Source organism: Caulobacter sp. P1_D6 (genome assembly GCF_056406095.1).
This window is the reverse complement of sequence record NZ_JBFUAW010000020.1, coordinates 1-17,793: the sequence shown is the minus strand read 5'-3', so window position 1 is coordinate 17,793 and position 17,793 is coordinate 1. Positions and strand designations below refer to the sequence as shown.

Annotated in this window: 17 protein-coding genes; 13 read left to right on the top strand and 4 right to left on the bottom strand. The window is 70.1% G+C overall.

The window, feature by feature from the left end:
- The first annotated feature begins 165 nt into the window (after nucleotides 1-165).
- The 8 genes from AC1DYP_RS12685 to AC1DYP_RS12650 all read left to right on the top strand — a co-directional run bounded on the left by AC1DYP_RS12685 (nucleotide 166) and on the right by AC1DYP_RS12650 (nucleotide 9,079).
- Nucleotides 166-1,413: an aspartate kinase gene (locus tag AC1DYP_RS12685; RefSeq protein ID WP_477046634.1), complete on the top strand. Its 1,248-nt coding sequence runs from the start codon at nucleotides 166-168 to the stop codon at nucleotides 1,411-1,413.
- A gap of 88 nt (nucleotides 1,414-1,501) precedes the next feature.
- Complete coding sequence (locus AC1DYP_RS12680) at nucleotides 1,502-1,963, top strand: hypothetical protein (RefSeq protein ID WP_477046633.1); 462 nt, start codon at nucleotides 1,502-1,504, stop codon at nucleotides 1,961-1,963.
- A 22-nt stretch (nucleotides 1,964-1,985) separates the two neighbouring features.
- Nucleotides 1,986-2,738 carry a helix-turn-helix domain-containing protein gene (locus tag AC1DYP_RS12675; protein ID WP_477046632.1) on the top strand — a complete coding sequence of 251 codons (753 nt, stop codon included), beginning with the start codon at nucleotides 1,986-1,988 and terminating at the stop codon, nucleotides 2,736-2,738.
- 98 nt (nucleotides 2,739-2,836) lie between these two features.
- Nucleotides 2,837-3,490 (top strand): glutathione S-transferase family protein, encoded by a 654-nt coding sequence (locus AC1DYP_RS12670; RefSeq protein ID WP_477032556.1) that lies wholly within the window; start codon nucleotides 2,837-2,839, stop codon nucleotides 3,488-3,490.
- A 153-nt stretch (nucleotides 3,491-3,643) separates the two neighbouring features.
- On the top strand, nucleotides 3,644-4,588 hold the full coding sequence (locus tag AC1DYP_RS12665; RefSeq protein WP_477046631.1) for a DMT family transporter: 945 nt from the start codon (nucleotides 3,644-3,646) through the stop codon (nucleotides 4,586-4,588).
- Between the two features lie 291 nt (nucleotides 4,589-4,879).
- Nucleotides 4,880-5,323, top strand: a complete 444-nt coding sequence (locus AC1DYP_RS12660) for a glycine zipper 2TM domain-containing protein (protein ID WP_477046630.1) — start codon at nucleotides 4,880-4,882, stop codon at nucleotides 5,321-5,323.
- A 238-nt stretch (nucleotides 5,324-5,561) separates the two neighbouring features.
- A complete protein-coding gene (ptsP, locus tag AC1DYP_RS12655) occupies nucleotides 5,562-7,826 on the top strand; it encodes a phosphoenolpyruvate--protein phosphotransferase (RefSeq protein ID WP_477032553.1) in 2,265 nt (754 codons plus the stop codon).
- Between the two features lie 167 nt (nucleotides 7,827-7,993).
- Nucleotides 7,994-9,079, top strand: coding sequence for a helix-turn-helix domain-containing protein (locus AC1DYP_RS12650; protein WP_477046629.1), 1,086 nt, complete (start codon nucleotides 7,994-7,996; stop codon nucleotides 9,077-9,079).
- Between the two features lie 161 nt (nucleotides 9,080-9,240).
- On the opposite strand, the gene AC1DYP_RS12645 is transcribed toward AC1DYP_RS12650, so the two are convergent.
- Nucleotides 9,241-10,044 carry a hypothetical protein gene (locus AC1DYP_RS12645; RefSeq protein ID WP_477046628.1) on the bottom strand — a complete coding sequence of 268 codons (804 nt, stop codon included), beginning with the start codon at nucleotides 10,042-10,044 and terminating at the stop codon, nucleotides 9,241-9,243.
- A gap of 121 nt (nucleotides 10,045-10,165) precedes the next feature.
- Here AC1DYP_RS12645 and ispG point away from each other — a divergent pair, with 121 nt between their 5' ends.
- Entirely contained in the window at nucleotides 10,166-11,305 is a 1,140-nt protein-coding gene (gene ispG, locus AC1DYP_RS12640) for a flavodoxin-dependent (E)-4-hydroxy-3-methylbut-2-enyl-diphosphate synthase (RefSeq protein WP_477032550.1), read from the top strand.
- Between the two features lie 130 nt (nucleotides 11,306-11,435).
- Here ispG and AC1DYP_RS12635 read toward each other — a convergent pair whose 3' ends face one another.
- Both AC1DYP_RS12635 and AC1DYP_RS12630 read right to left on the bottom strand, forming a co-directional pair.
- On the bottom strand, nucleotides 11,436-11,822 hold the full coding sequence (locus tag AC1DYP_RS12635) for an OsmC family protein (RefSeq protein WP_477032549.1): 387 nt from the start codon (nucleotides 11,820-11,822) through the stop codon (nucleotides 11,436-11,438).
- A gap of 82 nt (nucleotides 11,823-11,904) precedes the next feature.
- Nucleotides 11,905-13,284 carry an aminotransferase-like domain-containing protein gene (locus AC1DYP_RS12630; RefSeq protein ID WP_477046627.1) on the bottom strand — a complete coding sequence of 460 codons (1,380 nt, stop codon included), beginning with the start codon at nucleotides 13,282-13,284 and terminating at the stop codon, nucleotides 11,905-11,907.
- 144 nt (nucleotides 13,285-13,428) lie between these two features.
- On the opposite strand from AC1DYP_RS12630, the gene AC1DYP_RS12625 reads away from it, so the two are divergent.
- The 3 genes from AC1DYP_RS12625 (at nucleotide 13,429) to AC1DYP_RS12615 (ending at nucleotide 15,816) form a co-directional block, all read left to right on the top strand.
- Nucleotides 13,429-14,103 carry a LysE family translocator gene (locus AC1DYP_RS12625; protein ID WP_477046626.1) on the top strand — a complete coding sequence of 225 codons (675 nt, stop codon included), beginning with the start codon at nucleotides 13,429-13,431 and terminating at the stop codon, nucleotides 14,101-14,103.
- Nucleotides 14,104-14,356: 253 nt separating this feature from the next.
- Complete coding sequence (locus AC1DYP_RS12620) at nucleotides 14,357-15,130, top strand: DUF3108 domain-containing protein (protein ID WP_477046625.1); 774 nt, start codon at nucleotides 14,357-14,359, stop codon at nucleotides 15,128-15,130.
- Between the two features lie 206 nt (nucleotides 15,131-15,336).
- Nucleotides 15,337-15,816: a molybdopterin-dependent oxidoreductase gene (locus AC1DYP_RS12615; protein ID WP_477046624.1), complete on the top strand. Its 480-nt coding sequence runs from the start codon at nucleotides 15,337-15,339 to the stop codon at nucleotides 15,814-15,816.
- A gap of 58 nt (nucleotides 15,817-15,874) precedes the next feature.
- Here the strand turns inward: AC1DYP_RS12615 and AC1DYP_RS12610 are convergent, their stop codons facing one another.
- Nucleotides 15,875-16,387 (bottom strand): DUF1993 domain-containing protein, encoded by a 513-nt coding sequence (locus tag AC1DYP_RS12610; protein WP_477046623.1) that lies wholly within the window; start codon nucleotides 16,385-16,387, stop codon nucleotides 15,875-15,877.
- Between the two features lie 173 nt (nucleotides 16,388-16,560).
- On the opposite strand from AC1DYP_RS12610, the gene prfA reads away from it, so the two are divergent.
- The gene (gene prfA, locus AC1DYP_RS12605) at nucleotides 16,561-17,628 is read left to right on the top strand and encodes a peptide chain release factor 1 (RefSeq protein WP_477046622.1); all 1,068 of its coding nucleotides are present in this window, start codon (nucleotides 16,561-16,563) and stop codon (nucleotides 17,626-17,628) included.
- The last annotated feature ends 165 nt before the right edge of the window (nucleotides 17,629-17,793 follow it).

The following is a 17,793-nucleotide window of genomic DNA, read 5'->3' as shown; positions in this document are numbered from 1 at the left end:
GACGTGGCAAGCGGCACAGGGCATGGCGTCACACTCGACGAAAAAGACACCCGCGCGACATTGCCGTTGCGCCTCCGCGCCGCTAGAAGACCACGCCTTGCGCGAGCGGCGCGGTTCGTCCGCTCCCGGCGCAAGAATTGACCTTAGGTTTTTACGGGGTAGGGCGTGTCACGTCTGGTGATGAAGTTCGGCGGCACCTCGGTGGCCGACCTGGAGCGCATCCGCCGGGTGGCGCGCCTGGTCGCGGCCGAAGTGGCCACGGGCAAGCAGGTCGCGGTGGTGGTCTCGGCCATGTCGGGCAAGACCAACGAGCTGGTGGCGTGGACCGACGGCTCGGGCCGCGCGGCCCAGGGCCTGCCTGAATCCGACGACGAGTACGACGCCGTCGTGGCGTCCGGCGAACAGGTCACGGCCGGCCTGCTGGCCATGACCTTGCGCAACATGGGCCTGAACGCCCGCTCGTTCCTGGGCTGGCAGGTGCCGATCCTGACCGACGACGCCCACGGCCGGGCCCGCATCGAAGAGATCCCGCCGGCCAATCTGGAGGCCTGTTTCGCGGCCGGCCAGATCGCCGTGATCGCCGGCTTCCAGGGCGTGACCAGCGACCGGCGCATCACCACCCTGGGCCGGGGCGGCTCGGACACCAGCGCCGTGGCCATCGCCGCCGCGATCAAGGGCGACTGCGACATCTATACGGACGTCGACGGCGTCTACACGACCGATCCCCGGATCGAGAGCAAGGCCCGCAAGCTGGCCAAGATCTCGTACGAGGAAATGCTGGAAATGGCCTCGCTGGGGGCCAAGGTGCTGCAGACCCGCTCGGTCGAGATGGCCATGGCCCATCGCGTCCCGGTGCGGGTGCTGTCAAGTTTCGTCGAGCCGGGCGAAGCCCCGGGCCAAGGTACGATCGTCTGCGACGAGGAAGAAATCATGGAAAAGCGCATCGTCTCGGGCGTCGCCTATAGCCGCGACGAGGCCAAGATCACCCTGCTGGGCCTGCCCGACCATCCGGGCGTGTCGTCGCAGATCTTCGGCCGCCTGGCCGACGCCAATGTGAACGTCGACATGATCGTGCAGTCGCGCGCCCGCAGCGCCGACACCGCCAACATGGAGTTCACGGTCGGCAAGCGCGACGCCGTCCGCGCCGTCGAGATCGTCCGCGCCGCCCAGAAGGAGATCGGCTTCGAGGACGTGGCCGTCAACGAGGACGTGGCCAAGGTGTCGGTGATCGGCGTGGGCATGCGTTCGCACGCCGGCGTGGCCCAGTCGATGTTCCAGGCCCTGGCCGAGAAGAACATCAACATCCAGGTCATCTCGACCTCGGAGATCAAGATCTCGGTCCTGATCGACGCGGCCTACACCGAACTGGCCGTTCGGGCCCTGCACGCGGCCTACGGGCTGGACCAGCTGTAGCCTTGCTGGGGGGAGGCGACGTTTCGCCGTTAGCGAAACGTCGCGTTCTGACGGTATGAAGGGCCTCGAATCCCCTTCAGGAGCCTCCATGTCGGTCTTCCATTTCGATCCCGAGAAGAAGTCCGTCACGTTCGAGGGCGATGCGGGGCTGGACCTGCTGTACGACCTGCTGCTGCGGGCCAAGTTTGGCGACGGCTACGAGAAGCCCCTGCTGGTCAGCCCTTGGCTGGCGGCCCTGCTCAAGCAGCTGGACAAGTTCCTGCCCGACGACGGCCAGTGGTTCCCCGAGCAGCCCGGCCGGCCGATCTTCGACGAGGACGACCTGCTGGCCATGGGCGACGCGGTGATCGAGGAGGGCCACACCGTCGGCTGGTGGACCATGACCGAGCCCGAGAAGCGCGCCTATTTGCGCGAGGTCATCGCCGCCCCACATCCCCTGACGGACGCCGAGGTCGAGTTCATCGAGCGCGACATCGACGGCGCGGTCGAACAGGCCAAGCAACTGGTGGAAGCGATCAGCGAGCCCCTGGCCATGCCGGGGCACGGCTGACGAGATAGGGAAGGCGGCGGCGATGGACCATGGACTGAACGGCCGCCCCGCCCAGCTTTCCCTTCGCCGCTACGGCGCCGACGCCGATCCGCACGCCCACGACGACTTCGACCAGATCGTCCTGCCGCGCCGGGGCGTGCTGGAGATGGAGATCGACGGGCGCGGCGGCCGGGTCCAGGCCGGCCAGGCGGCCCTGGTCCGCTGCGGAACCCGCCACGCCTTCGCCGCCGACGGCGACAACCTGTTCGTGGTGGCCAATATCGGCGCCGACCTGATCGCCCCGTTCGAGGCCCTGCGGGATCGCGCCTTCCTGCCGGTGAACGCCCCGGTGCGCGGCCTGCTGGACTTCGTCTGCGGCGACGCGGCGCGCGAGGTCGAGGACGAGGTGGCGGCCCTGTGGGCCCCGCTGCTGCTGCGGGCCCTGGCGGCCGGCGGGCCCGAGTCTGGATTGGGACCGGATCCACGCCTGGCCCGCGCCGCCGCCCTGATCGAGCGCGACTTCGCCCGGCCGCTGGCGGTCGCCGACCTGGCGGCCGAGGCGGGCATGAGCCAGAGCCGGTTCTTCGCCGGCTTCGCCGCGGCGTTCGGCCGCTCGCCGCACGGACAGTTGGCCGACACCCGCCTGCGCGCGGCCCAGCGCCTGCTGACCGACACTCGCCTGTCGATCGCCCAGATCGCCGCGCGCACCGGCCACGCCGACCAGAGCGCCCTGACCCGGGCCATGCGGAGCCGGCTTGGGGTGACGCCGGCCGCGTGGCGGCGCGGTTCGCGCTAGCTCGACCTCCAGATTTTTTCCCAGCCCCTGTCGAAATCGCGCGCCCTGGCGCGACTTCTCCTCGAAGGCCCGTGGGGCCCGCAACGAGGAGCATCGAGATGATCACGATCAGTGCGTTCGGCATGGTGCCGCCCTTCGCCCAGGGCCTGGTGCGCGATCTGCGCGTGCGTTGGGCGCTGGAGGAAGCGGGCATCCCCTATCAGGCGCGGCTGCTGGAGCAGGAGGACAAGAACACCGCCGCCTATCGCGCCCTGCAGCCGTTCGGCCAGGTGCCCTACTTCCAGGAGGGCGACTTCGTGATGTTCGAGACCGGCGCCATCGTCCAGCACATCGCCGAGCGCTCGCCGACCCTGTCGCCGCTGGACCCCGAGGGGCGGCTGCGGATGAACACCTGGCTGTTCGCGGCCCTCAACTCGGTCGAGCCGGCGCTGGAGAACGTGATCCATATCGACCTGTTCTACCCGAACGAGGCCTGGGCCAAGGAACGTCGCCCCGGCGCGGTGGCCTTCGCGGTCAAGCGCCTGGAAGGGCTGGCCGCCTGGCTGGACGGCCGCGAGTACCTGGAGGACGACCGCTTCACGGCCGCCGACCTGATGATGACCACGGTCCTGCGCATCCCGCGCAACACCGACCTGGTGACGTCGAACCCGGTGCTGGACGCCTATGTCCGCCGCTGCGAGGCCCGCCCGGCCTTCCACCGCGCCCTGGCGGCCCAGGCGGCGCCGTATGCGGAGGCGACAGCGGCGGCTTAGGGACAAAACGGTTGTCATCCCGGACAAGCGCGCAGCGCGCAGATCCGGGATAACAACGTTTGGATGGTTGAAGAGGAGGCCATTGGGACGCCGTGCCCAATCTCCGGGAGCTTTCGCCAAGCCTCCTGGAGCGGGCTCTGCTAGGTCCAGGGCATGAGCCAACAGCAGCGCCTCGCGATCGGACTTCTCTGCGGCCTCGTCGCGGGGGCGTTCTGGGGCGGGGTGTTCCTGGCGCCCAAGCTGCTCCACGCCTTCACGCCGCTGCAGATGACCGCCGCGCGCTATCTCTGCTACGGCCTGGCCTCGGCGGTCCTGCTGGCCCCCGTCGCGCGCGGGGTGCTGGCCCGGCTTACCCTGGCCGACTGGCGCGACCTAGCGGCGCTGAGCCTGCTGGGCAACATCGTCTACTACGTGTTCCTGGCGATGTCGGTGCAGATCGCCGGGGTCGCCCCCGCCTCGCTGATCATCGGGCTGCTGCCGGTGACCATCACCCTGGTCGGCGCCAAACCGGGGGAGGGCGTGGCCCTGCGCCGGCTGGCCGCGCCGCTGCTGCTGGTCGGAGCGGGCGTTGTCTGCATCAACATCGCGGCCTTCCAGACCGCCGCCGGCGTGGGCGTCGGACGGCTGGTGCTGGGCCTGCTGGCGGCGGTCGGGGCCCTGGCGGTGTGGACGGTCTACGCCGTCTGGAACGCCCGCCGCCTGGCCGCCACCCCGCGCTTCAACAGCCACGAGTGGTCGCTGCTGACCGGGGTGGTCACCGGCCTGCTGTCGCTGCTGCTGGTGGTTCCGGCCTTCCTGGGCGGAGCGCCGCATGTCCTGGACGCCTGGATGCTGTTCTGGGGCGTCAGCCTGGCCGTGGCCCTGGGCGCTTCGGTGATCGGCAACGGCCTGTGGAACGCCGCCAGCCGCCTGCTGCCCCTCAGCCTGTCGGGCCAGCTGATCGTGTTCGAGACCCTGTTCGCCCTGATCTACGGCTTCCTGCACGAAGCCCGCTGGCCGCTGCCGCTGGAGGCCGCCGCCATCGTCCTGATGCTGGCCGGCGTGCTGTGGTCGGTGCACCTGCATCGGCCGGAGGCGCAGGGGCATCCGGCGGAGTAGGGCGCCCAACCTTCCTCCATCTTTTTGCCTGTCATCCCGGGCGTAGCGAAGCGAAGACCCGGGACCGACGCCTGAGCGCCGCGCTTCCGGCGGTCCCGGATCTTCGCGCTACGCGCTCGTCCGGGATGACAGGTTTTAGCGGGAGAGGGGGTGCTCCAGCCCGTCCCCCAAACATGACTGTTAGCTGAACATCACCGTTCAGATCGGGTTCAAAGGCCAAGGCACATAAAGGCTTCAACAGCGCCGAACCGGACTTCCCCGGACATGACGCTTCGAATTGGAGCAAGTGCCATGAAGACCACCAAGTTCACGAAGATCGCCGTCGCCGCGGCCGTGACCGGCGCCCTGGTCCTGCCCGCCTCGGCCGCCTTCGCCGGCGACAAGAGCAACAAGACCGAACGCGCCATCATCGGCGCCCTGATCGGCGGCATCGCCGGCGCGGCGCTGTCGGACGGCGACAAGGGCGGCATCGCGATCGGCGCCGTCGCCGGGGCCGCCTTGGGCGCCTCGACCGGCAACAACGACCGCGATCATCGCTATTCCAGCGGCTATCGCGACACCCGTTACGGCAACGGCTACGGGTCGAGCTACAACAGCGGCTACGGCTACAACAACGGCCGGGGCCAGTCGTACAACAACGGCTACGGCCGCGACCGTCGCAACGACCGCTACAACACCGGCTACCGTCAGGACGGCGGCCAGTATGGGAACGGCTACTACGGCCAGCGCCGCTAACCGCCTCCCAGCCGAAACGACCGGCGCCGTCCCTCCGGGGGCGGCGCCTTTTTCGTGCGCGAACCACGATTTGACCGCGAGCGAACGCTGTGCGCAGCGCGAAATCTGCTATAGCCCGCCTGAGGGCGATGCGGCTTCTTAACCTTCGACGCGTTCTGTCGGGAGCGGCCGTATCGGACCAAGGCCAAAGGGCGGCCAGTATGGCCAACCGGTCAAGGTGGGGAGTGCGCGCGCAAACATGGCGGCGTCCGGGATCGCTGTTCGGGGACCACGCAGCCTGCTTCGGCAGATTCGCGAGGCCATGGCCGGTGGCGGACCCGCCCAGGCCAAGCTCGACATGGTGGTGCGCACCATCGCCATCTCGATGGTCGCCGAGGTCTGCTCGATCTATCTGCGCCGCGCCTCGGGCGACCTGGAGCTGTTCGCCACCGAAGGCCTGTCGCGCGACGCCGTCCACGTCACCCGCATGAAGCCGGGCGAGGGCCTGGTCGGCGAGACCATGCGCCTGGGCCGGCCGCTGAACCTGTCCGACGCCGCCAGCCACCCGTCGTTCTCGTACCGCCCGGAAACCGGCGAAGATCCCTACCACGCCTTCCTGGCCGTGCCGCTGCTGCGCGGCGGCCGCACCATCGGCGTGCTGGTCGTCCAGAACCGCACCGAGCGGGTCTATGACGAGGAGGAGGTCGAGGACCTGCAGATCATCGCCATGGTCCTGGCCGAGATGGTCAGCGCCGGCGAACTGCTGGGCCTGACCGAACTCAAGGACGTCGAGATCGCGCCGCACAAGCCCGAGCGGCTGAAGGGCGCGCGCTTCGCGGAAGGCCTGGCTTACGGCGTGGCCGTGCTGCACGAGCAGCCGGTGGCCCCCGAACAGCTGCTGTCGGACGACGCCCTGGCCGAGGAGGCCCGGCTGAAATGGGCCATCGAGGCGCTGCAGACCCAGATCGACGAGATGCTGGAAGGCCAGCACGGCCTGGTCGGCGCCAGCTACGAGGTTCTCGAGACCTACCGGATGTTCGCCCACGACCGGGGCTGGAACCGGTCGCTGCAGGAGGCCGTGCGCTCGGGGCTGACCGCCGAGGCCGCGGTCGAACGTGTGAGGTCGGAGCACCGCGCCCGCCTGGGCCAGGCCCGCGACCCCTATCTGCGCGAGCGCCTGCACGATCTGGAAGACCTGAACGACCGGCTGCTGCGCCACCTGTCGGGCGACGTCCACGCCGTGCGCGTGCTGCCCGAGGACGCGATCCTGATCGCCCGGAACCTGGGTCCCGCCGATCTGCTGGAATACGACCGCACCAAGCTCAAGGGCATCCTGCTGGAGGAAGGCTCGGCCGCCAGCCACGCCGGCATCGTGGCCAGGGCCCTGGACATCCCCTGCGTCGGCCGCCTGGCCGGCCTGCGCGACCGGGTCAGCGAGGGCGACCCCGTGGTGGTCGACGCCGAGACGGCCGAGGCCTGGCTGCGGCCGCGCGCCGACGTGATCAAGGCGCTGAAGGCCCGGATGGAGGTCCGCGCCCAGCGCAAGGCCGAGTTCGCCCGGATCCGCGACACGCCGGCGGTGACCAAGGACGGCGACAAGGTCACCCTGCTGATGAATGCCGGCCTGGCCGTCGACCTGGACATCCTGGGCGAGACGGGCGCGGAGGGCATCGGCCTGTTCCGCACCGAATTCCAGTTCATGGTCGCCGAGGAGATGCCCCGGCTCGAGGCTCAGACCAGCCTCTACGAGAAGGTGCTGGAGGCCGCCGACGGCATGCCGGTCACCTTCCGCACCCTGGACCTCGGCGGCGACAAGCTGCTGCCGTACATGGAGCTGGAGCGCGAGGACAATCCGGCGCTGGGCTGGCGCGCCATCCGCATGGGCCTGGACCGGCCGGCCCTGCTGCGCATGCAGATCCGCGCCCTGATCAAGGCCGCGCGGGGCCGCGAGCTGCGGATCATGTTCCCGCTGGTGGCCAATGTGGACGAGTTCCGCGCCGCCCGCGCCTTCGTCGACCAGGAAGTCGCCTGGGCCCTGAAGCGTGGCCGGCCCGAGCCGGCCCGCCTGGACGTCGGGGCGATGATCGAGGCCCCCTCGCTGCTGTGGCATCTCGACGCGCTATTGCCGATGACGGACTTCGTTTCGGTCGGCACCAACGACCTGATGCAGTACTTGTTCGCCGCCGATCGGGGCAATCCCAGGGTTTCGGACCGCTACGATCCGCTGTCGCCGGCCGCCCTGCGCGCGCTGAAGACCATCCAGCAGGCCTGCGCCGACACCGGCACCCCGGTCTCGGTCTGCGGCGAGATGGCGGGGCGTCCATTGGAGGCTTTCGCCTTGCTGGCCTTGGGTTTCGACCGCCTGTCGATGCCGCCGGCCGGCATCGGGCCGGTCAAGCAGATGGTGCTGTCGTGCGATCGCGAGGCCGCCCGGCGCAATGTCGAGGCCCTGCTGAAGACCTCGGCCGGATCGCTCCGTGGCGAGATCGAAACCCTGGCGCGCAAGCTTTACGTCGCCATCTAGACACGGCCACGGTTAACCAAGCGCCGCCTTATAGTGTATTGAATCCGGCGACTTACTTTGATATCGACCATAAAGTATTAACAAATCCCGGCTAGGACGGGTGGGGCAAGTTGTCGGGTTGGTCTCCCAGGGGGCTGAATTCTCCGATAACGCGAATTTGGGGTCTCATGGCAGCCATGCCGCTGGATACGGGCAGGGTCTCGCACTTGCATCTGGTCGCCGACGGCGAGCGCGAAGACGCGCCGATGGCCGCGCACCAGCCTTCGATCGATTACGGCGTCGACATCGGTTCGGCCCTGCGCGCGGCCCGCGAATTTCGCGGCCTGAACCTGCAGGACGTCGCCGACGCCACCCGCATCCGCATGAGCTATATCGAGGCGCTGGAGGACCTGCGCCTGGATGAGCTGCCCTCGCGCCCGTTCACGATCGGCTATGTGAAATCCTACGCCAAGATGCTGGGCCTGGACGGCGACGCCGCCGTGGCCCGCTTCAAGGTCGACGTGCCCGACGACAGCGAGCCGCTGCGCGCCCCAGTCGGCGTGCGTCACGAACGCGATCCGCGCCTGGGCCTGATCCTGGCGCTGGGCGTGCTGATCGTGGCCGCCATCGTGCTGTGGAACGTCGCCCAGCGCGCCATCGCCAAGGACGCCCCGCCGGCCCAGGTGGCCCAGGAGCAGGCGACCGCCGCGGTGTCGTCGCCCGCCGCCGTGCCGGTCGATCCCAACGCCGTGCCGGGTTCGGTCTCGCTGGGCGCGCCGCTGCCGGCCCCGGTCGAATCGACCACGCCCGAGCCTTACAAGACCCCCGGCCTCGACGACGCCGCCGCCAACGGCGGTTCGGCCGACGCCGTCAGCGCCGCCTCCAAGGCCCGCGCCTCCGAAGCGGCCAAGAGCGGCGTCGATCCCAACCAGGTGTTCAACGTCGGCGCCCCGTTCCGGGCCAAGGGCGCGATGTACGGCGCGGCCCCGGCCGAGGCCTCGGGCCTGATCCTGCAAGCCCGCAAGCCGGGCTCGCTGACTGTCCACGACGCCGGCGGCGCGATCTATTTCAGCCGCTGGATGGCGGCCGGCGAGGCGTTCCGCGCCCCGCGCAACGGCGGCCTGATCGCCGAGGTCTCCGACCCGGGCGCCTTCGAGGTCTACAACGGCGGCGCCCTGACCAGCCGCATGCCCGGCCTGACGGCCTCGCTCGGCAAGCTGACGACGGCTCCGGTTGCTCCGGTCGCGGCCCAGCCGCCCAAGCCGCAGGGCTAAGCACTCCAAACGGCTGTCATCCCGGACGAGCGCGCAGCGCGAAGATCCGGGACCGACGCGTGAGCTCAGCGCTTCCGGCGGTCCCGGATCTGCGCCCGGCTTTCGCCGGGCTTGTCCGGGATGACAGCGATTTGAGCGGCACGCGGGGAGCGTGAAGCCCCCTAACCCCGCGACCGCCCCGACTTCGCGAACAGCAAATCCGACCAGTTCCAGGCCCGTGAGCCCAGCGCCAGCCTTGGCGCGCCCGGGCCGTCGCTGAGCGAGATCAGCACCAGGCCGCGCATCGGGTCGTCGCGGCAGGCCTTGGGCGCGAACGCCACCTCCAGCATGATCAGCTCGCGCACGCCCGCCAGGCCCTTGCCCTCCTGGCCCGGGCTCTGCACCCAGTCGCCGTTCCAGACCAGCACCGCCTTGCCCTTGGCCGCGGCCTCGGGATGGACCTGGGCCAGGGCGGCGCGGACGCGCGGGTTCTTGCGCAGGGCGTCCTGCAGCAGTCGGACCATGTCGCAACCGCCGCCGCCCGGACCGCTCCCGACGCCGCCGGCGCCCGAACCGCTGCCGGCGGTCGCGGCGCCGGCCAGCTCGGCCTCGCCCAGTTCGGCCACCACCACCGGCCTGGGGGCGGGCTTGGCGGGCAGGGGCTCGACCTCCGGCGGCGGGACCAGTTTCGGTGGGCGCACGGGCAGCTTGGGCGGCGAGACCTTGGCCGGGGCCGGATCGCCGGCCGGTTCGGGCGCCAGCTTCGGCGGCTCGGGCGGAGGCGGCGGCGGCTCATACAGGGCCACGACGATCGGATCGGGCTCCGGGGCCATCGGCGGCTGGACGCGCACCGTCCACAGGGCCAGCAGCAGCGCGCCGTGGGCCGCGACGCTGAGCGCCCCGGCGATGACGCCGTCCGCCGTCGCGCGCCGGCGTCGGACCGGCGTGGGGACCAGGGGATCGTACGGCTGCGGTCGCCCGCTCATCGAAACTCCAGAACCGTCCAAGGGACCGTCTAGAGACCACCCGCCCGAGTCAGGATCATGGCGCCCGCGACATTTGCGCGACGGACTTGGGTTCCGCCGCCAAACCCCTTAGATTGGGCGCATGGCCACCGACCACACCCACCTTCGTCCCTGGCGCCAGATCGAGCGTCGCCAGTCGCGGAAGATCCGCGTCGGCAATGTCGAGGTGGGCGGCGACGCGCCGATCACCGTCCAGTCGATGACCAACACCCTGACCAGCGACGCCGCCGCGACGCTGGAGCAGATCCGCCAGCTGGAGGAGGCCGGCGCCGACATCGTCCGCGTCTCGTGCCCCGACACCGACTCGACGGCGGCCTTCAAGACCATCGCCCGCGAGAGCCGGGTGCCGCTCGTGGCCGACATCCACTTCCACTACAAGCGCGGCATCGAGGCGGCCCAGGCCGGCGCGGCCTGCCTGCGGATCAATCCGGGCAACATCGGTTCGCCCGACCGCGTGCGCGACGTGATCCAGGCGGCCCGCGACCACGGCTGCTCGATGCGGATCGGCGTCAACGCCGGCTCGCTGGAGCGCGAACTGCTGGAAAAGTACGGCGAGCCCTGCCCCGACGCGATGGTCGAGAGCGCCCTGAACCACGCCCGCATCCTGCAGGACCACGACTTCCACGAATTCAAGATCTCGGTGAAGGCGTCCGACCCGTTCATGACGGTGGCGGCCTACTACCAGCTGGCCGAGCGCATCGACTGCCCGCTGCACCTGGGCGTCACCGAGGCCGGGGCCCTGCGCACCGGCACGGTCAAGTCGTCGATCGGCATCGGCTCGATGCTGTGGGCCGGCATCGGCGACACCATCCGGGTGTCCCTGGCGGCCGATCCGGTCGAAGAGATCAAGGTCGGCTTCGACATCCTCAAGTCGCTGGGCCTGCGCCACCGCGGCGTCAACATCATCGCCTGCCCGTCGTGCGCCCGTCAGGGCTTCAACGTCATCAAGACGGTGGAGGCCCTGGAGCAGCGGCTGGCCCACATCAGCCAGCCGATGTCGCTGTCGATCATCGGCTGCGTGGTCAACGGGCCGGGCGAGGCGCTGATGACCGACCTGGGCTTCACCGGCGGCGGCGCGGGTTCGGGCATGGTCTACATGGCCGGCAAGCCCGACCACAAGCAGTCCAACGACGGCATGATCGACCACATCGTCGAGCTGGTCGAACAGCGCGCGGCCCAGCTGAAGGCCGCGGCCGACGCCGAGGCGATCGCGGCCGAGTAGGGGCGGCTAATACTTGCCCCCTACGGGCCTTCGGCCCTCTTCCCCCGTAGAGGGAAGAGGAGCCGCGCTCGACGTCCTCCGCCCCCATGGGGGCGGACAGGCGGCGAAGCCGCCAGGTGGGGGCAAGCGATCACCCCAAAGACGTCTGGATCGGCACCCCGCCCTTGATGGCCAGGGTCACCGGCGTCCGCTCGGCCACATCCGCCAGCCGCGCCCGCTGCGCCTCGTCCAGCGGACCCGCCGGGAGCAGCACGCGCTCGATCCGGGGCGGGGTCTCGCCGCCGTGGTAGTGCAGCTGGACCTCCAGCGACTCCAGCGGCCATTGCTTGTGCTCGGCGTACATCTTCAGGGTCATGGCCGTGCAGGCGCCCAGCGAGGCCAGCAGCAGGTCGAACGGCGCCGGCCCGACGTCGGCCCCGCCGTTGCGCTCGGGCTCGTCGGCCGTCAGGGCGTGGCGGCCGGTGGTGATCGCGGTGGCGTAGCGGGCTTCGCCGATGCGGACGGTGGCGGTGGCCATGGATGGCTCCTCGTGGTGTCTTGGTCCTGAAAGTGGTGTCGGGCGCCGGGGTCGGAAGCGCTAGAACAAACAGGCCGGAATCTCAGATCACCGCCCGCGAGCGCTCGTCCGCCCCGGTCAGCGCCGTCGCGACGACGCGCAGGCCTTGCTCCAGCTCGGCCAGGTCCATCGCCGGGCCCAGGCAGATGCGGACGCCGGTCTCCAGGCCCGGCGCCACGACCGGGGCGCCGGGCGGGGTGACCTCGACGCCGCCGCGCAGGGCCCGGCCGGCCAGGCGTTCGGCCTCCAGCTCGCCCATCGGCAGCCACAGGTGGGGCGCGGCGGGCGAGGCCGGGGGCTCCGCCGCCGAGCCCAGGAACGCCATCGCCATCGCCAGGCGGGTGGTCGTCTCCGCCACGCCGGCGGCGGCGATGACGTCGGCGGTGCCGTCCTCGATCCATTGGGTGGCGATCAGCCCGCCGAGGGCCGGCGGGGCGTAGGTCAGGGCGCGGGCGGCGCGCAGCACCCGGTCCAGGTGCTCGCCCGGGGGCGTGACCAGGTAGCCGGCCCGCAGGCCCGGGGCCAGCGACTTGGACACCCCCGAAACGTGGAACACACGCTCGGGCGCCAGCACGGCCAGGGGCGGCGGATGGTTCGGGCCGGCATAGATCGCGTAGATGTCGTCCTCGACCAGCCAGAGGTCGTGCTTGCGGGCGACGGCGACGATCTCTTCACGCCGGTCCAGGCTCATGATCCGGCCGGTGGGGTTCTGCAGCGTGGGCAGCAGGACCGCCACCCGCGCGCCGTCCCGGGCGGCCGCCTCCAGCGCGTCGGGCCGCACGCCGTCGGCGTCCATGGCCAGGCCCCGCAGCCGCAGGTCGCCATACTCGGCGATGGCCTTGACGCCCTGGTAGGTCGAGGCCTCGCACAGCACCGTGCCCCCGGGCCGGGCCAGGGCGCCGAGCGCCAGGGCCAGGCCCTGCTGGGCGCCGGCGCAGCAGACCAGCCGCGTCCAGTCCGCCCCCTCGAGCCCCCCCGTTCGCGCCAGCCAGGCCGCGCCGGCCCGCCGCTGGGTCTCCAGCCCCGCCACGGGCGCGTAGGCCAGGTGGTCCAGCAGGTCGGGACGTCGCCGCAGCTTGGCCAGGGCGTCGACCAGATGGTCGGCGGCGGCCCGCTGCGGCGCGATGTTCTGGGCCAGGTTGATCGGTCCCGACGGGACGGCCGCGCGCGTCTGCGACGCCGCCCCGCGCACGAAACTGCCGCGTCCGACGTGGGCCTGCACCAGCCCGGCCTTCTCGGCCTCGACATAGGCCCGGGTCACCGTGCCCAGGCCCAGGCCCAGGCGGTGGGCCAGGTCGCGCTGCGGCGGCAGGCGATCGCCTTCGCTCAGGGCGCCCGAGGCGATGTCCTCCCGCAGGGCGTCCAGCAGGCGCTCATACAGCGGCGCCTCGCCGGGCGAGAGGGTCGGGGTCCAGCCGGCCATCAGCGATCTCCAAAATTGTCACTGAAACAATATAGGTTTTGACTCATGATGCAATTGGCAAGATGACCGTGACATTCCTGTCCTCCGTCCCTGTATGTCACGCCTTGCCTCAAGTTGGGGCGCCGCCTCAGAGGAGTGCCCGCCATGACCGCCCAGCTTCTGCTCGCCTTCGCCCTGTTCGCCTTCGCCACCGCCGGCACGCCCGGTCCCAACAACATGATGCTTCTGGCCTCGGGCGCGAACTTCGGGTTCCGCCGCACGGTGCTGCACATCCTGGGAATCAGCGTGGGTCTGGGCGTTATGGTCGTGGCCATGGGGCTGGGCCTGGGTGGCGTTTTCAAGGCCTGGCCCGTGCTGCACGACGTGCTGAAGTGGGTGGGCGGCGCCTACATGCTGTGGCTGGCCTGGAAGATCGGCACGGCCACGGGGATTTCCGACAAGGGGACCGGCGCCAAGCCGATGACCTTCCTGCAGGCCGCGGCCTTCCAGTGGGTCAATCCCAAGGCCTGGGCCATGGCCCTGACCGCCGCCACCACCTACACGCCCGAGGGCTCGACGATCGGGGTGTTCTTCGTGGCCGGGACCTTCATGCTGGTCGGCGCGCCGTGCAGCGCCGCCTGGGCCGGTTTCGGCCAGGGCATGCGGCGGTTCCTGGACCGGCCGCCGGTGCTGCGGGCCTTCAACCTGACCATGGCCGCCCTGCTGGTGGTCTCGCTCTACCCGCTGGTGGTCGAGACCCGTCCGGCCGGGGTGTCCAAGGAAGCGCCGCGCGTGCTGGCCGACCTGCCGCCGACGCCGCGCTGGTCGTCTCGCGGCTAGGGCCGCTTGGTTGCACTCAAATGCGTCCCAAAAATAGAACCGTCATTCCCGCCCTTGTGGCGGGAACCCCTCTGTCCGCCGCAAGGGCGGTGGTGTGGCGCGCTGGCGCGCCAAGCGATCTCACCGTCAGCTGAACCAGGGGTTCCCGCACAAGGGCGGGAATGACGGATCAATTAGAGGCGCATTACCGAACCTTAAGTGGTGCGAAGAAGGCGCCTGAGGTCTGGTGCGGCCACCAAATCCGGAGCTGTCCATGTCTCTCGCCGCCCGTTCCGCCATTTTGGCCGTCTTGCTGTTGGCCGGAAGTATCGCCACGGCCCAGGCCGCCGTCACCCCGGTGCCGGTGGGCCAACCGCTGGCCCGCTTCGCCAACATCAAGCCCGGCGTGCACCGCTACCTGCGCTTCAAGCAGGCCGGCGACACGATCCGCGTCGCCGACGTCTGGACCCGCGAGGTGCGCTTCGAGGACCAGGACGGCCAGCGCCGCCTGCACATCGTCCAGCACTGGGACGGAGTGGGCGCCACGCCGTCGGACCGCCAGCTGGACAGCTGGTTCGAGGTCGGCACCTTCCGTCCCCTGACCCACATCCGCCGCTCGCAGAAGGACGGCGTCGCCAAGGTCGAGGGCTTCGCGTTCAGGCCCGACAAGATCGTCGGCCTGAAGGACCTGCCGGACAACGCGGCCAAGGATTTCGAGGTCGCCTCGCCGCAGCCCAGCTTCAACTTCGAGACCGACATGGAGTTCATCCAGGCCTTGCCGCTGGCGGCGGGCTACGAGGCCAGCATCGTCTTCACCCATCCGGGCGGCGGTCCGCCGGCCGCCTATGTGTTCAAGGTGGCCGGCTCCGAAGTGCTGGACCTGCCCGGCGGCGGCAAGGTCGACTGCTGGGTGGTCACCGCCGACTACAACCATCCGGAAATGCCGGTGACCCGCTTCTGGTTCGCCAAGGCGGGGCAGGTGATGATCAAGCAGATCTCGCCCCTGCCGGACGGGTCGGGGGTGCTGGGGAAGACGCTGCTGTACTGATCCTCTTTAAAATCCGCTCTTCCCGGCGAAGGCCGGGACCCAGATGGAATGGCTTTGAGGCTGACGCCAAAAGCGCTGAGCTTCTCCAATCCGCCACGCCGCCATGGAATCTGGGTCCCGGCATTCGCCGGGATGAGCGGAGGTTGGGGGCTTGTTCGGCGGGGCGGATCAAGTCCAGATCGGGCCCTCACATGAGGTCCCGGTCAATGCGCTCGCTCCTGCTCTCCGCCCTGATCACCCTGGCCGCGACGCCGGCCCTGGCCCTGGCCCAGGACCTGAAGGTCACCGTCCAGGGGCGTGACTCCGTGATCCTGACGCCCGCCGACCTGAAAGCCCTGCCGCGCGCCAAGGCGACGTTCACCGCCCACGGCAAACAGATCACCTACGAGGGCGCGCTGCTGAACGCCGCCCTTAAGCAGGCGGGCGTGGTGTCGGGCGACCGGCTGATGGGCCGCTATCTGAACCAGGTGGTGGTCGCCAAGGGCTCGGACGGCTTCACCAGCACCTACTCGCTGGGCGAGACCGACCCGATCTATCGCGCCAATCCGGTGATCATCGCCGACAGCAAGGACGGCCAGCCGCTGGACGCCAAGGAAGGTCCCTACCGCCTGGTGGTCGACGGCGACCTGCGCCCGGGACGCTCGCCGCGGATGCTGGTGTCGATCGAGGTGAAGGCGGTTCCGTAGGAGCGGTCGGAGCGACGGACGGGGACAGGCGCATGCGCCTGTCCCAGCGCTTGTGCGACTAGCTCCGCACAGGCCCCATATAGTCCAGCTTGCCGATCTGCACGCCCTTGTGACGCAGCACGTCGTAGGCGGTGACCACGTGGAAGAAGAAGTTCGGCAGGGCGAAGGTCAGCAGGTAGTCCTCGCCGGTGAAGGTCAGGGTTCCGCCCGGCAGCTTCAGCTCGACGATGCGGTCCTCGCTGCCCTCGAAGGCCTTGGGATCGACGCTTTCGATATAGGCCAGGGTGTCGGCGACCCGCTTCTGAAGATCCGCGAACGTGGCTTCCTCGTCGGGCATGGCGGGCGCCTCGACGCCGGTCAGGCGGGACACCGCGCCCTTGGAGGCGTCCGACGCGCGCTGCACCTGGCCCGACAGCGGCAGCATGTCCTCGGTCAGGCGGGCGGCGACCAGGTCGTTCGGGTCCTGGCCCTGGGCCTTGGCGTGGGCCTCGCCCTTTTCGAGCAGGCTCGCCAGCACCTTCAGGGCGCGGACGAAGACGGGGACCGAGGCGCGGTGCATCGACAGGGGCATGGAAAGCTCCGAAAGCGAAAGGCGGCGCGGGGGATGTTTCGCCGCCCCCGGCAGATGGGGGCGCGGGGTGAAGCTTTACAACCCCGCGCCGGCCCGCGACCGACCAAGGGGTGACGCGGGGCGTGCGGAGCGGTAGAGAGACCGCCCAATCTCCCACAGCGTGACGTTTCCCCTTGCGACTGCCCCAGGCCCGCCTCGACCAAGTTCTCGACCGCTTCCGTGAAGTCGAAGCCCGCATGGGCGCGGCGACGGACGGCGCCGAGATCGTCAAGCTCTCCAAGGAGCACGCCGAGCTGCGCCCGGTGGCCGAATCCGTCCAGGCCCTGGCCAAGCTGAGCGCCGAGCGCGCCGAACTGGAGGAGATGGCCGGCGATCCGGAGATGGCGGCCATGGTCGCCGACGAGATCCAGGCGCTGGACGAGAAGCTGCCGCTGATGGAGCGCGAGCTGGCCCTGATGCTGGCCCCGCGCGACAAGGACGAGAACGCTTCCGCTATTCTAGAAGTTCGGGCTGGCACTGGCGGCGACGAGGCCGCCCTGTTCGCCGGCGACCTGTTCCGCATGTACCAGCGCTACGCGACGCTGCAGGGCTGGAAGGTGGAGGTCGACAGCGTCTCGGAAGGCGAGATGGGCGGCTACAAGGAAATCATCGCCTCGGTCACCGGCGACGGCGTGTTCGGCCGCTGGAAGTTCGAGAGCGGCGTGCACCGCGTCCAGCGCGTGCCGGCCACCGAGGCGCAGGGCCGCATCCACACCTCGGCCGCCACCGTCGCGGTGCTGCCCGAGGCCGAGGACGTCGAGATCGAGATCAACGACAGCGACCTGCGGATCGACACCTACCGCTCGTCGGGGGCCGGCGGCCAGCACGTCAACAAGACCGACTCGGCCGTGCGCATCACCCACTTGCCGACCGGCGTGGTGGTGACCAGCTCGGAAAAGTCGCAGCACCAGAACCGCGCCCGGGCCATGAAGAACCTGAAGGCTCGGCTGTACGACATGCAGCGCGAGGCCCTCGACTCGGCCCGCTCGGACGCCCGCAAGAGCCAGGTCGGCAGCGGCGACCGCTCCGAGCGCATCCGCACCTACAACTTCCCGCAGGGCCGGGTCACCGACCACCGCATCAACCTTACCCTCTACAACCTGGCCAAGGTGATGGAGGGCGACGCCCTGGACGACGTGATCAAGCCGCTGATCGCCGAGGACCAGGCCGCGCGTCTGGCCAGCCTGGAAGAGGGCTACTAGCCGCCCTCCGCCCGCGGGGCGTTCCTGGGGTCATCGACCTTCAGCGGCTCGGACGCCGGTAATCTCCGAACTCTTTGAGTCAGTCATTCCCGCCCTTGTGGCGGGAACCCCTCGTTCAGCTGACGGTGAAGCGCTTTGGCGCGCCGGCGCGCCCCACCCCAGCCC